Below are 14621 nucleotides of genomic sequence, written 5' to 3'. Positions count from 1 at the left end.
ATTCTAAGCTTGGAAGTGCTGCAAAGAATCCCATGCTGATTGGGCAAGTGCTGTTGCATAGTGCCGAGGTGAACTTTTGACGCGACCGGATAGCCAAGCACGACAATAACTTTCAGTTGGTCCAATCACTAAAGATAACAATAACTCGGATGGAATGATGGCAATTTTCGCTTGATCAGGTTGCTGTTCCAGCCATTGCAACAACTGTAAATTCCGCTGCTGATTGGCAGTTTTTAGTTCTGCTTTTTGCTGTATGCTGAAATGCGAAGCATAGAGAAAACGGGAAAAATTCGGATACTGTTCCACCCATGTAAGATAACTCAAAATTACCGCATGAATGCCCTGCTCAATACTTTGACTCTGCGCTAAAGCTTCTAGACGCTGATTGGCTTGATCTGTCAGTGCAGCCAAATACAACGCAGTAATCATGCCTTCTTTATGCTTAAAATGATGATAAATCGCTCCGACACTGGCATTGGCACGTTCACGAATCATCTCAATCGTGGTGGCTTCTAATCCATATTCAATAAAGCAATCCAAAGCCGATTGCAAAATCTGACGTTTCAATTCAGCACGTCGTCCCACATATATTCTTTGTAGCAAATCCATGTTTTACAGTATCATTTCTGTTCTTGTTGGGCATCATAAAGCAAGATTTACACTTTTGTGTAGTCCATTTGGCGGCACAGCCAATACAGAATATTATTCTGTATGAGAAGATCATTCTGACTTTGATAAGAATGACATGATCAGGACGACACCATGAGCCAATCCCTAAACATATGGCAAAAACTGCAAAATAAACCTGCTGGAAAACGTATTTTTTCAAAACTGCTCTGTTTAAAAGCACCCTACTTCAGCAGTATTTCTCCTGTTTTTGAAACCCTTCAGCCGAATTTCTGCCAAGTGAGCATAAAGAAACATCGTGCTGTGCTGAACCATTTAAGCACTGTACATGCAATTGCCATGTGTAATATGGCAGAACTTGCGGGTGGAACCATGACAGATGCCACTGTGCCGCATACCCATCGCTGGATTCCAAAAGGCATGCAAGTCGAATATATCAAAAAAGCCACCACAGATTTAATTGCGATCGCTACACCCGCTGAGCCAAATTTTCTTTGGAATGAAGGCAGTGATTATTTGGTCAATATCGAAGTCAAAAATACCGCACAGGAAGTCGTTTTTCGTGCCGTGATTACGATGTGGGTCTCACCAAAGAAGTAAAAAAATAAGAAAGAAAAGAGCAGCGATTAAAAAACCCGCCATTGTGAGGCGGGTTTTGTTGATGATCTGCCTTTCTAAGATTAGAACGGTAAATCATCATCTAAATCTGCAGGTGCAGGCGTTGCAGCAGGAGCTGGTTTCGGTTGCTGATAACCACCCTGGTTGCCATAACCACCACCGGCATTATTGTTGTTAAAACCGCCTTGAGCCTGCGGCGCATAGCCACCCTGGTTGTTATTGCTATAACCACCGCCCTGGTTATTGTTAAAACGTGGCTGATTAAAACCGTTATCGCCCTGCTCACCTTGCTGACGACCCGAGTCCAGCATCTGCATTTGCTCGCCACGAATTTCTGTGGTGTAGCGTTCCTGACCATTCTGATCGGTCCACTGACGGGTACGCAGCGAACCTTCAATATAGACTTTTGAACCTTTGCGTAAGTATTGCTGCGCGATTTCACCTAAACGGTTATGCAGCACAATACGGTGCCATTCGGTTTGCTCTTTACGCTCACCGGTGGTTTTATCGGTCCACGCATCACTGGTGGCAATAGAAAATTGAGTAAGCGAGCCACCATTCGGGAAAGTTTTTGTTTCTGGATCTCGACCTAAAGTACCAACTAAAATGACCTTATTTACACCACGCATCAGCTGTATTCTTCCTATTTGTTTCTATTATTTACTTTATAAGAGTTATGCTTAAATGGCTACCTCTTTACCCAACAAGTGCGTTAATTGTTGTCGCGCAGCATCATCAATTTGCTGTTTATCGACTTTTATATAGGCAACTTGCTGTTCAGACATCACCACGACTTCTTCAATACCATGAATGGCCAAAAGTTGAGAAGTCCACTCATCCGTTTGTTTGGCCTCAGGCAGGCGAAATACCATCGACGACAGATAACGCGGCTGGGCCAGACCAAAACTCATCAGCAGCCAAATTATAGCAACTGCGGTCAGAATACTCCAACCCATCGCCGTGTTATTCAGCAGTAACAGTTGCCCGCCAATCATGCCGCCAAAGAAGGCACCGAGGAACTGGCTGCTGGCATTGACGCCCATTGCAGTGGCTTTGGATTGAATCGGTGCCGCCTTCGATAACCAGGACGGTAACAGCGCTTCCATCACGTTAAAGGCAATAAAAAACAGGCCCAGTCCAATCAGCAGGATATATTTAGATTCAAAACCAAAAATCATCACGATCAGGCCAAGAATAATCCCGCCAATCGCGGTCAGGAAAATACCGCGCATTTTGCGATATTTTTCCGCCAGAATAATACTGGGGAAGGCAAAAAACAGACTCAGCACCAGCAGCGGCAAATACACCCAGCCGTGACTGGACAATGGCAAACCGGCATATTCAATCAGCTGCGGTGGTGCATAAATAAACATCGCCGTTAGCAGTAAATGCAGGGTAAACACTGACAGATGCAGGCGGTTTAAATCGCCCATTTTTAGCACCTGTTTGAGCTGCGGCAAATAGCCCTGCTGGAAATTACGATGATGGCGCGTGACTTTAGGCACCAGCAGCAACATGGCAATGGCCGCCAGTCCCATAATGGTGGTCACCCAGAACAGCCCGGAAATACCAACCAGTCCAGTCAGCCACGGCCCGGCACTAAAGGCAATCACGAAGGATAAACCAATACTCATGCCCATCATGGCCATGGCTTTGGTGCGCTGTTCTTCACGGGTGACATCGGCCAGTAAAGCCATCACCACGGCAGAGACTGCGCCGCCACCGGCAATGGCCCGGCCAATGATGACCCCATAAATGGTCTCTGACATTGCAGCAATGGCACCGCCTAAAGCAAACAGTAACAGTCCAAGCACCACCAGCGGTTTACGGCTATAGCGATCAGCAATCAGGCTAAATGGAATCTGTAAGATGGCCTGGGTCAAACCATACACCCCAACCGCCAGACCAATTAAGGTCGGGGTTGCATATTGATAGGATTGCCCTGCCACCGAGAAAACCGGAATAATCATGAACAGACCCAACATGCGTAAGGCAAAAATACTGCTTAAGGCAAAAGTTGAACGGCGTTCTAAGGCATTCATCATATCAATAGGCTAAGTGCAACAATTTTGTATGCGAATATCCTACATCATTCATGCTGCAGATGCTGCGATATTCAGCACAATATTCTGCATCTGAACTACCAGTCATAAAAAAAGGTGCAATTGTTTGCACCTTCTTCAGATCAGACTGCAACTTAGTGCAGTGCCTGACGTTTTTTATATTGAATTGAGGCAAATACCGCCCAGACAATAAAGGCCACACCAATCAGGCCGGTGACCACTTCCGGGACATGTAAACCGGTTCCGCTGGCAATCATGATAAAGGCCAGCGCACCAATCGCATAATGCGCACCATGTTCCAGGTAAATATAAGCATCCAGGGTGCCTTTTTCTACCAGATAAATGGTCATCGAACGCACGAAAATCGCGCCAATCGCCAGACCCAGCATGATAATTACCACATCCGAAGTAATCGCAAAGGCACCAATCACACCGTCAAAACTGAACGAGGCATCCAGCACTTCCAGATACAAGAAGCCACCAATACCGGCTTTCACCACACCGGTCGGCACGCCATTTTCATCATGACGGATCGCATTGCCATTTTCATCGACTTCAGGTTCGCCACCCAATAAATGACTCAATACCTGTACGCCAATATAGATCACGATGCCCCAGATGCCGGCCATGGTCACCACCAGACGTTTATCTTCGACCACATTGGCCGCCATGATCAGCAAGGCCACCAGCGCAATAAAGACCGACATGGCCGGTACACTGGCCAGATTGGATAAACGGCGCTCAATCCAGCGGAACCAGTGGGTGTCTTTTTCATCATCGAGGAAAAAGTTCAGGAACACCATTAACAGGAAGGCACCACCAAATGCTGCAATTTCAGGATGATGTGCCATTAATTTGGCCGAATATTCTTTCGGATTATTCAGTGCCAGCTGCACTACTTCCATCATGCCCATATCGGCTGTGACGGCAACAATCACCACCGGGAAAATTAAACGCATACCGAATACGGCAATCAGAATCCCGACCGTCAGGAACAGCATTTTCCAGAAATGGTCCCAACCGCGCAGGACTGATGCGTTAACAACCGCGTTATCAAACGATAACGACACTTCCATAATGGCGAGAATGGCCGTAATGGTCAGTGCTGTGAACATGGTTTTCAGGCCTGCTTCCGGGCCGTGGGTATAGCCCCAATAAGCAGACAAACCGAGACACACGATCGTAAATGCAATAGAGAAACCAAAATGTTTCATCATGACAAATCGACCTATGACATTATTAGATAAAGAAATTCGGTAAATATTAAACTTGAATTACACCGAATGCGCCGCGTGCATCCTGCTGAAGACATGCAGGACCTCGGCGATAGAGATATGGCCGCTATTATGACGCTTTTTCATGACGATGCCAAAACACTTCGTATGCTTTTTTGTTGATTCTGATACAAATCAAAGCGGCTCATCTTTGCAGCGCAAGTATGCTAGTCTTTGGGCATTGATCTTGATGCTTTACAGGAACCGGACATGCGTTTTTCTGAACAATTGTGGCAACAGAATTTAGAACTGTATCAAAACACCCTGGCCCTACCCTTTAACCAGGAACTGGCGCAAGGCAGCCTAAGTCGTGAGGCCTTTAGCCACTATGTGATTCAGGATGCGCATTATTTACTGGCCTATGGCCGCGCGCTGGCGGTGTGTGCTGCCAAAGCCTTTGATGCCGATGATGTGATCCAGTTTGCCGAAGCCGCCAAGGTAGCGATTGTGGTAGAACGTTCACTCCATAACGGCTTTATGCAGGATTTTGGCATTAGCAAGGAACAGTTTGAAAATACGCCGCTGACCCTGGCCTGCCATCATTACACCAGTTATCTGGTTGCCACTGCCTGGTCGGAGAGTTATCCGGTGGTGCTGGCCTCGTTATTGCCATGTTTCTGGATTTATGCCGAAGTCGGTAAAGATATTGTCGGCAACTCGGTCGCCAACAACCCGTATCAGGCCTGGGTCGATACCTATGCCGGCGAAGAGTTCCATACTGCGGTGCGCAATGTGATTGCCACGGTTGACCGCGTGGCCGAGCGCTGTGATGAAGACACACTGGCGAAAATGCGTCAGGCCTATACCCGTGCTGCTGAACTGGAATGGCTGTTCTGGGACAGTGCCTATGCACAGCGTAACTGGCCGGGACTGGACAGCAGCAACTAATCTTTGATTACTCGCCCTGGTGCAAGATCAGCAGACTTGCACAAGGGCCGACAGCTCTCTTTCATTCTTGCGTGCTTTGATCCCCGTACTTTTTCTCCTGACAATTTTTTATCCTTATACGTTTTCAGATCTTGGCCTTTATTTGCAATCAACCGACATAATTTGACGTAGAAATACCTTAAGCCTGCACTTGAACATTTTTCATGCGCTATCATATAGAGGTTTTAAATGAATTTTCTAGGATCATTGCATGAGCCAAAGTCATATCCGTATTCGAGGCGCACGTACCCATAACCTGAAGAATGTGAACCTTGATATTCCACGCGACAAGTTTGTGGTGATTACGGGACTTTCCGGTTCAGGTAAATCTTCCCTGGCTTTCGATACCCTATATGCCGAAGGTCAGCGCCGTTATGTCGAATCGCTCTCGGCCTATGCGCGCCAATTCCTGTCACAAATGGAAAAACCGGAAGTCGACTCGATTGAAGGCTTAAGTCCGGCCATTGCCATTGAACAGAAATCGACCAGCCACAACCCGCGTTCTACCGTCGGCACTATTACCGAAATTTATGACTATTTACGTCTGCTCTATGCACGCGTGGGTACGCCCTACTGTCCGGAACATGACTTACCAATGGTGGCGCAAACCGTATCTGAAATGGTCGATGTGGTCAAAGGTCTGGAAGAAGGTACCGCCCTATTGCTATTGGCACCGGTGGTACGTGAACGTAAAGGCGAATATACCCATCTGTTTGAACAGCTGCAAAGCCAGGGTTTTGTCCGTGCCCGGGTAGATGGCGAAATCATGGAGATTGATCCGCCACCAGAACTGGACAAAAAGAAAAAACACAGTATTGAAGTGGTGGTCGACCGTTTTAAAGTCCGGGATGATTTGGGCAACCGTATTGCCGAAAGTTTTGAAACCGCTTTACGTTTAGGCGGGGATATTGCGATTTTATCGTGGATGAAAGGCGAACATCCGGACCGGGTGTTCTCGGCCAAACACTCCTGCCCAGAATGTGACCGTGCCGTGGCTGAACTGGAACCGCGCCTGTTTTCATTTAACAACCCGTTTGGTGCCTGTCCGGTCTGTGATGGCCTGGGCACACGCAGCCATTTTAGTGCCGACAAACTCATTCCCAATCCGGAACTTTCTTTAAGCCAGGGTGCAATTCGTGGCTGGGACCGTCAGCGTCCTTATTATTATGGCATGCTGCAAAAAGTTGCCGATCATTATGATTTTTCGCTGGATACACCGTGGAATGAACTGGACAAAGACACCCAGAAAAAATTCCTCTACGGCAGTGGCCGGGAAAAAATTGACCTGAGCTATGTCGATGAACGTGGTCGTCGCCATAACCGGGTACAACCGTTTGAAGGGATTTTGCCGCATCTGGAACGCCGCTATCGTGAAACAGAAAGTAATTATGTCCGCGATGATCTGGCGCAGTATCTCTCCAATGCCGCCTGTGATGCCTGTGATGGTTCACGTCTGAATGAAATTTCGCGCCATGTGCGAGTCAAAGACAAAACCATCAGCCAGATTACCAAAATGTCGATTGGCGATGCCGAGCATTACTACCAGAATCTGAATCTGGAAGGCGCCAAAGGCGAAATTGCCGATAAAATTTTTAAGGAAATCCGTGAACGTCTGCACTTTCTGGTCTCAGTCGGTCTGAACTATTTAAGTCTGTCGCGCTCTGCCGAAACCCTCTCGGGTGGTGAAGCCCAGCGTATTCGTCTGGCATCGCAGATTGGTGCCGGGTTAATGGGCGTAATGTATGTGCTGGATGAACCGTCTATTGGTCTGCATCAGCGTGATAATGACCGCCTGCTGGAAACCCTGATTCGCCTGCGTGATCTGGGCAACACTGTACTGGTGGTCGAACATGATGAAGATGCGATTCGCGCCGCAGACCATATTATTGATATCGGGCCAGGCGCCGGCGTACATGGCGGGAATGTGATTGCCGAAGGGACCTATCAGGAACTGGCGGCCAATGCCAACTCTCTGACCGGTCAATACCTGTCGGGCAAGCTCAAGATTGAAGTACCAAAACAGCGCACTCAGCCACCTAAACCGGATGAACAGATCAAGCTGATGGGTGCCTGTGGCCATAACCTGAAAAATGTCGATCTGACCCTGCCTTTAGGCGTGATGACCTGTGTTACCGGGGTATCCGGTTCGGGCAAATCAACCCTGATTAACCGTACCCTGCTGCCATTGGCCGCAACCCAGCTGAATGGCGCCACCACGCTCAGTGCGGAAAAGTTTGACACCATTGAAGGACTGCAATTCCTGGATAAAGTGGTAGATATTGACCAGAGTCCGATTGGCCGTACCCCGCGTTCCAATCCGGCCACCTATACCGGTCTGTTTACCCCGATTCGTGAACTGTTTGCCCAGACACCTGAAGCCAAAGGCCGTGGTTATGCGGCAGGCCGTTTCTCCTTTAACGTCAAAGGCGGACGCTGCGAGGCCTGTGAAGGTGATGGCATGATTAAAGTCGCCATGCACTTCCTGCCGGATATGTATGTCCCCTGTGATGCCTGCCATGGCAAACGCTATAACCGCGAAACCCTGGAAGTGCATTACAAAGGCAAAAATATTTCCGATGTGCTGGAAATGACGGTCGAAGATGCCATGCATTTCTTTGATGCCATTCCGGTGATTCACCGCCGTCTGGAAACCTTGAATCAAGTCGGTTTAGGTTATATCCGTCTGGGTCAGTCAGCCACCACCTTATCTGGTGGTGAAGCGCAGCGGGTCAAACTGGCACGCGAACTGGCAAAACGGGATACCGGTAAAACCCTGTACGTGCTGGATGAACCAACCACCGGTCTGCATTTCCATGACATTGCCAAACTACTGGACATCCTGCATGAGCTGCGCAACAAGGGAAATACCATTGTGGTGATTGAACACAATCTGGATGTGATTAAAACCGCAGACTGGATTGTGGATTTAGGCCCGGAAGGCGGTGCCGGCGGCGGGATGATTATTGCCGAAGGTACCCCGGAAGAGGTGGTGAAAGTGAAAGCCTCCCATACCGGAAAATTCCTGAAACCGATGTTAAAATAAAATGAAAGGGCTCTGAGGAGCCCTTTTCTTTGTTATTAGATTCACCTGAAAAATATCAAGATATATATTTAAAATATTTTTCTATTTTAATTTACGGTTTAGAGCATACTTTCCACCCTATTCCGCCCCTTCTCTTTGGCCTTAAATAAGGACTGGTCTGCCCGGCCAAACAGCTCCATCCAGCTGCCTGCATCTGCGGCGACCCCGGCACTGACAGAAATATTTAATGGCGTGTCCAGTCCCGGCAGGGTCAGAACATTCTGGCTAATTTCCTGACGTAATTTCTCGGCAATACTCAAGGCCCCGTCCAGATCAATCTGCTCAATCAGAATCAGGAATTCATCGCCCCCATAACGCACAATCAGGTCAGATGAACGCACACTGTGTTTTAACACTTCGGCAATTCCCTGAATCACCCGGTCACCGACAATATGCCCATACTGATCATTGACCTCTTTAAAGTCATCAATATCAATAATAATTAAACCGGTTTGATGGAGCTTGTCCGGATTCTGATTCAGATATTGAATATATTCTTCTAGCGCCAGACGATTGGAAACCCCGGTCAGGGTATCGGTATTGGCCATATTACGTAGCTGGAATTCCAGCAAATCCCGTTCAGCCAAGCGTGCCTGCAACTGCTTGAGTGCAGCAAATAAAGAGGTGGGTGAGGAATCTGGAGCTGTGGCCGTCTGCGGCTGGGCTTCAGATAACTCTAAAATCAGATCTCGCGCTTCAATTAAAGGTTTAAATACCTTAAAACGCGCATAGACCATGGTAAACAGCGCTGCCAGCAAGGAAATAATCGACACCGACAGCGTCAGGATAAACTGCTGCCAGGCAGCATGGCGCTCCTGCTGGGCCAGCCAGACACTATAATCCAGCAGATATTTCTGCAGATTCACCACTGTCGTAAATTTATCGACAATCTTCAGAGTCAATTCAATTCCGCTTAATGAATACGGGCGCGCATGCAGACTTTCTTCAATCAGCTGGCTGACAATAGGAACCCCCTGATCCAGATATTTTTGTTTAACCTGTTGATGCAGTCCCAGGTATTCAGGCGTTTTGTGCTGTTCAGGCTGAATCGAGTTGACCAGATCCCATAAATAATAAGATTGCCGCTGGCTCTGTAAGGAATAAGCCAGGTTCTGTTCAGGAATTGGTTCTTTAAAAGTCACGGCCGCCATAATCGTCGAGGCCAGACGTCCGGCCTGATCACGTAAATCGGCCAGTACCAGAATCAGACTATAGGACTCCGACAGCATGGTCTTTTTGCCTTCCGACTGCATCATGACATGCTTCAGCACCTCATAGACTTCATCCCAGGCACGAAACATGGCCTGAATGGCCTGATCCAGCTGTGCTGAACTGCGCTGGGCATAGGGTTGTGCTGCATAGGCATCCACCGCAGCACGTCCTTTTGCCAAAGCCGGTTTTAAATCGGTGGTCAAGGCATTGGCCTGTGCAGCAAAACCGGCGCTATTTAACAATTGCATGGTGTGTTCAATCTGCAGATCGACCCGCTCTCGAAACAGGGTCAGCTCTTTCAGGTTGGCACTGAGTTCATCTGGAGTACTGGACATGACCTTATTGGCCGGACCACGTTCGCGTGAAATCTCATTGGCCAGATCGGCCACATGACGTAAGACTGAAATTTCGGTCAGCACCACATCGGACTGCTGATAAGAGCGATAACTCTTCAGCGTCACCGGAACCGAAATAAACAGAATCGACAGGATGATAATGAGCATAGAAATAAACAGACGCTGCTTAGTATTCTCTGAATGCAAGCGATGGGACATGTTTATAACCTCACGACCATGAGCATGAACTGAACGTATTGAATCAACAAAGGCAGAGCAACGACCTGAAGCGGATGACCACACTGCTGAGGAAAAAATAACAGGACAGCGGTAGCGTTCATTCAACTATAAGTCGAATAAATCAACAAGATAACTAAAAAATTGTGACAAGGTTAACAAATTTATTGATTAAGTTGAATAAAAACCGACGAAATTAGAGTAAGCTTCTATTTTTTTGAACGGCAACCGAGATTGCATTCTCTTAAAAATTAAATATAAGCCAATGATTTATATAATAAAAATAAGGTTTTAAAAATTGTATAAAAAATTAAAGAAAACATTTTACAGCTGCATCAAATAAGTGCATAATGCACCGCATTGGGGCGACTTTAGATATTCCTCAGCAGAATTTTAAATTTTCCCGCAAATTTTGGCTAAAAAATCCCGGTTTTCGTTGAAAACCGGGATTTTTTTATGGTCATATATTCAATAGCGCTTTTTAATTCAAGAAATATTGCACCAACATAGTGCACAATAAATTTATACTTAAGCGGTTTTTAATCCTGACTACAGGATTCAGGCATAAAAAAACCCAGCCTTGGGGAAAGCTGGGCATATAAAAAGTAAAACTTTGTGGAGAATCTCAGTGCAGTTCCTCTAACCTCTAGTCCTGCATCAAGAAAAATCATGACCGAAATCACAATTTCGATAAAGCTGACCAAACGGTATAACTTTACCTAGCCATTATGATACTTATCACACTTTTTGTAAAGCCTATTAAAATAGTCTGCTTTTAGTTTAACCAGTATTAATAGTCAGCGAATTTAGACCTATAAAAACCAGAAAACGTAGAAAAAAAGTAAAGCGTTATCAATTTCAGCTACATAATCCTGGTCTTAAGTTTCATTTTTTAAGCTTTATGCGCTGCTTTTCACATTTTTATTAGATTGTTTTTATAGATAATTTATATTGAATCAATTCATATTAACTATCAAGAAAAGTGAGGCAGCAAACACTTTTCTTTCGCAAATGAGATTTAGCCGCTTGTTCTTTATACACTTTTTAGGTTGACAACAGATTTATCAATTGACTACTTTTTCGCCTATACATATTTTAGAGCAATTACTCAACTAAATAATCTCCTTTGTCTTCATTGACTTAATAAATTGTTACAATACAATGCCTATTGTTTAATCCATTTTTAACAAAACTGGTAACTATCATGAAAAAACTCGGTTTAGCCACAGCTTTATTATTAGCCATGACCGGTGCTCAAGCGTACCAATTCGAAGTTCAAGGTCAATCAGAATTCATCGACAATACTGCAAACAACAATGACTTCTCTGGTGCAATTCAAGGTACTTACTACTTCAAAAATGTTGATTCAACTAAAGGTCCTTTAGCTGAAGCTGCGTTTTTAAACCAAGCATCAAATGTTTCTTTAGCTTATAGCTATGGCGAACTTCAAGAAGATGGCGAGCGTGATGTTGTTCATGCTTATGGTGCTAAAGCTGAAGCATATGTTCCGACAAAATTTGTTCCAGCCTATGCAAGCGCGTCTTATAACCACACCATCGTAGATAACAAAACTGGTTCTGCTGATGACAATGGCGACCGTTATGCCTTAGAACTTGGTGCATTAGTAGCGCCAAACTTCCTGGTTGCTGTAGGTTATACCAGCGTTGCAGACCAAGCGTCTTTAGATGCTTTCAACATTGTTGCTAACGGTGTTGCTAAAGCAGGTCTAGAATCTGCAACAATCGCAGACGATCAAGATGCTATTACTGCACGTACTAAATACGTGGGTGCAATTGATGGTACAAACATGGCAATCGGTTTTGAAACTGGCCTTGTTTACGGTGAAAGCACAGCGTACAACCTGAAAACTGATCTTTACTTAACGCCTGCTCTTAGCGTTGGTGCATCTTACATGGAGTCTAGCTACAACAACTCTCCAGACAAAGCTTGGGGTGCAAACGTAAATTACTTCATCACTCCTGCTGTTTCTGTAGGTGCAAGCTATGTAAATGCTAACTTCGAAGCTGCTCAAGCTGGCGAAGAAGATGCAACAGTACTTGATACTCAAACTGTTGGCTTAAATGCTAAATTCCGTTTCTAATCTGATTTAGAAACTGATGTAAAAAAGACGCTCTATGAGCGTCTTTTTTTGTTTGAAAGAAATGATTATTCCGGACTACGCACAATACTCAGGAAATATAAATGCCGTTCATATTGATCCAGAATATCCTGTAGTAAATCTTCCTGGGTCCAGTCCATCACATCGTAGTTCTGCCCGCCCTCTCTTAAAAATACCTCGGCCTGATAAAACGGTTCATCGGCCATGACTTCTGGCATAAAGCTCGGCGGCACAGTTTCACGGGACACTACCTGATAGATAAAGTTAATCTCATGCTGATGATCGACCTTTAAACGCAGGCCATCTTCCAGCGAATCAATCGACACAGTCAGATGCCGCTTTTGAAACTCCTTCTGAATATTCTCAAAAGCCTGCTGTACCTGGGTCTGAATATACTGTTCTACCTCGGCCTGGCTATGTGGATAATGCATGATCAGCCCCAGACGCTGTTGCCAGCTGCGTGGATTATGAATGGCGCGCGGCGTAATCCGCGCTTCCTGCAAGGCGTTCATTTTGGTGACATCTAGCCGTAGGGCTTTGAGCAGGCCCCAGCACATCAGTAACAGAATGAAGGTAAAGGGCAAGGCGCTCATAATGGTGGCCGACTGGAGCGCACTCAGGCCACCAGCCAATAGCAGGATAATCGCCAGCACCGCCATCAACACCGTCCAGAACAGGCGTTGCCAGACCGGAGAATGTTCTGTTTTTGCAGTGAGAAAATCTGTGACCAGCGCGCCTGAATCTGCCGAAGTAACAAAAAACAGCATCACCAGTAGGGTCGCCAGCAGACTCATGATGGAAGCAAAAGGCAGATTACTTAAAAACTCAAACAGGGCTACCGAGGAATCCTGCTGTACCGCGGTCATCAGTTGCAGATTCGCCTCATGCAAAATGCTATACAGCGCGGCATTGCCCATAAAACCCATCCAGACCAGGGTAAAACCAGTCGGAATCAGCATTACCCCCACAATAAATTCACGGATACTGCGTCCTTTGGATACCCGGGCAATAAACAGTCCCACAAATGGCGACCAGGAGATCCACCAGGCCCAGTACATGATGGTCCAGCCCCCAATCCAGCCACTCGGTTGATAGGCATATAAATTGAAGGTCATATGAAACAGATTCGAGGCATACTGACCAATATTCTGAATGGTGGTTTGTAGTAAATAGATACTCGGCCCCGTTATAAATACAAATAACAGCAGCACCACCGCCAGCACCAGATTCAGCTCTGACAGCCGTTTAATACCTTTGTCCAGACCAAAAAACACCGATAAAGACGCCATGCTGCTGACCACAATAATCAGGATCATCTGGGTACTGGCGCTTTGCTCAATCCCGAATAAATAATTTAAGCCGGAATTGATCTGGGTCACACCAAAACCTAAAGTGGTGGCAATCCCGAAGACAGTGCCGAGCGTGGCAAAGGTATCAATCCCATCTCCGAGCGGGCCGTAAATTTTTGAGCCAATCAGCGGATACAGGGCCGAACGGACTTTTAGTGGTAGATTGTGCCGGTAAGCAAAATAAGCCAGCGCCAGCCCGACCAGCGCATAAATGGCCCAGGCATGAATGCCCCAGTGGAAAAAAGAAATACGCATCGCCTGCTGCGCTGCCTGGATGGTGGCCGGCTCACCGACCGGTGGCGAAACATAGTGCATCACCGGTTCAGCCACGCCAAAGAACATCAGGCCAATGCCCATGCCGGCGGTAAACAGCATCGCAAACCAGGAACCCTGATGATATTCCGGCTGGCTATGGTCCGGACCGAGCTTGATTTTGCCCATATCGGACAGTGCAATATAAATCAGCAGAATCAGAAACACCGCCACCGACAGCACATAGAACCAGCTAAAAGAATCGGTAATCCACTGGTTCATGCGCTGGGTCAGCAGTTCAAAACTATTGGGCGCCAGCAGCACCACCGCCAGAAAAATCGCAATAACCGCGACCGTACTGATAAATACATTCGGATTGATATTGCCCCACCAGGGCAATTTTTCGGAAGGCATAACTCCCCCATTTTATTTTTAAAGATGATAGACAGACGCTTTAGGTCCGGGCAGCATTCACCGCAAAGGTGAACAAAAGATGAGTGTCGTGAGCTTAAACTCGCGCACAGCT

10 protein-coding genes are annotated in these 14621 nt (G+C 46.4%); 4 read left to right on the top strand and 6 right to left on the bottom strand.

The features are described from left to right. Nucleotides 1–3 precede the first annotated feature (3 nt). Complete coding sequence (locus FTU86_RS04000; RefSeq protein WP_168406593.1) at nt 4–609, bottom strand: TetR/AcrR family transcriptional regulator; 606 nt, start codon at nt 607–609, stop codon at nt 4–6. Nucleotides 610–762: 153 nt separating this feature from the next. On the opposite strand from FTU86_RS04000, the gene FTU86_RS03995 reads away from it, so the two are divergent. Next, nucleotides 763–1227: a hotdog fold domain-containing protein gene (locus FTU86_RS03995; RefSeq protein ID WP_168406594.1), complete on the top strand. Its 465-nt coding sequence runs from the start codon at nt 763–765 to the stop codon at nt 1225–1227. A gap of 80 nt (nt 1228–1307) precedes the next feature. Here the strand turns inward: FTU86_RS03995 and ssb are convergent, their stop codons facing one another. The 3 genes from ssb to FTU86_RS03980 all read right to left on the bottom strand — a co-directional run bounded on the left by ssb (nt 1308) and on the right by FTU86_RS03980 (nt 4525). Beyond that, a complete protein-coding gene (gene ssb / locus FTU86_RS03990; RefSeq protein WP_045795510.1) occupies nt 1308–1874 on the bottom strand; it encodes a single-stranded DNA-binding protein in 567 nt (188 codons plus the stop codon). A 51-nt stretch (nt 1875–1925) separates the two neighbouring features. Beyond that, nucleotides 1926–3290, bottom strand: coding sequence for an MFS transporter (locus FTU86_RS03985; RefSeq protein WP_104483896.1), 1365 nt, complete (start codon nt 3288–3290; stop codon nt 1926–1928). A gap of 152 nt (nt 3291–3442) precedes the next feature. Then, nucleotides 3443–4525: a DUF475 domain-containing protein gene (locus tag FTU86_RS03980; protein ID WP_005180731.1), complete on the bottom strand. Its 1083-nt coding sequence runs from the start codon at nt 4523–4525 to the stop codon at nt 3443–3445. A 267-nt stretch (nt 4526–4792) separates the two neighbouring features. On the opposite strand from FTU86_RS03980, the gene tenA reads away from it, so the two are divergent. Both tenA and uvrA read left to right on the top strand, forming a co-directional pair. Next, the gene (tenA, locus tag FTU86_RS03975) at nt 4793–5470 is read left to right on the top strand and encodes a thiaminase II (RefSeq protein ID WP_075167304.1); all 678 of its coding nucleotides are present in this window, start codon (nt 4793–4795) and stop codon (nt 5468–5470) included. Nucleotides 5471–5720: 250 nt separating this feature from the next. After that, complete coding sequence (gene uvrA, locus FTU86_RS03970; protein WP_005180735.1) at nt 5721–8552, top strand: excinuclease ABC subunit UvrA; 2832 nt, start codon at nt 5721–5723, stop codon at nt 8550–8552. Between the two features lie 98 nt (nt 8553–8650). Here uvrA and FTU86_RS03965 read toward each other — a convergent pair whose 3' ends face one another. Continuing rightward, nucleotides 8651–10357, bottom strand: a complete 1707-nt coding sequence (locus tag FTU86_RS03965; RefSeq protein ID WP_177156129.1) for a GGDEF domain-containing protein — start codon at nt 10355–10357, stop codon at nt 8651–8653. 1219 nt (nt 10358–11576) lie between these two features. On the opposite strand from FTU86_RS03965, the gene omp33-36 reads away from it, so the two are divergent. Further along, entirely contained in the window at nt 11577–12476 is a 900-nt protein-coding gene (omp33-36, locus tag FTU86_RS03960; RefSeq protein WP_265597165.1) for a porin Omp33-36, read from the top strand. Between the two features lie 65 nt (nt 12477–12541). Here omp33-36 and FTU86_RS03955 read toward each other — a convergent pair whose 3' ends face one another. Then, the gene (locus FTU86_RS03955; protein WP_075167302.1) at nt 12542–14509 is read right to left on the bottom strand and encodes a choline BCCT transporter BetT; all 1968 of its coding nucleotides are present in this window, start codon (nt 14507–14509) and stop codon (nt 12542–12544) included. Nucleotides 14510–14621: the final 112 nt, after the last annotated feature.

It is taken from the genome of Acinetobacter sp. YH12155 (assembly GCF_013418255.1).
GTDB lineage: Bacteria > Pseudomonadota > Gammaproteobacteria > Pseudomonadales > Moraxellaceae > Acinetobacter > Acinetobacter indicus.
This window is presented reverse-complemented; position numbering and strand designations above follow the sequence as displayed.

Excerpts from the sequence above, each read along its gene's own strand:
- FTU86_RS04000 (WP_168406593.1), bottom strand. The coding sequence starts at position 609 with ATGGATTTGCTACAAAGAATATATGTGGGACGACGTGCTGAATTGAAA.
- FTU86_RS03995 (WP_168406594.1), top strand. The coding sequence starts at position 763 with ATGAGCCAATCCCTAAACATATGGCAAAAACTGCAAAATAAACCTGCT.
- ssb (WP_045795510.1), bottom strand. The coding sequence starts at position 1,874 with ATGCGTGGTGTAAATAAGGTCATTTTAGTTGGTACTTTAGGTCGAGAT.
- FTU86_RS03985 (WP_104483896.1), bottom strand. The coding sequence starts at position 3,290 with ATGATGAATGCCTTAGAACGCCGTTCAACTTTTGCCTTAAGCAGTATT.
- FTU86_RS03980 (WP_005180731.1), bottom strand. The coding sequence starts at position 4,525 with ATGATGAAACATTTTGGTTTCTCTATTGCATTTACGATCGTGTGTCTC.
- tenA (WP_075167304.1), top strand. The coding sequence starts at position 4,793 with ATGCGTTTTTCTGAACAATTGTGGCAACAGAATTTAGAACTGTATCAA.
- uvrA (WP_005180735.1), top strand. The coding sequence starts at position 5,721 with ATGAGCCAAAGTCATATCCGTATTCGAGGCGCACGTACCCATAACCTG.
- FTU86_RS03965 (WP_177156129.1), bottom strand. The coding sequence starts at position 10,357 with ATGTCCCATCGCTTGCATTCAGAGAATACTAAGCAGCGTCTGTTTATT.
- FTU86_RS03955 (WP_075167302.1), bottom strand. The coding sequence starts at position 14,509 with ATGCCTTCCGAAAAATTGCCCTGGTGGGGCAATATCAATCCGAATGTA.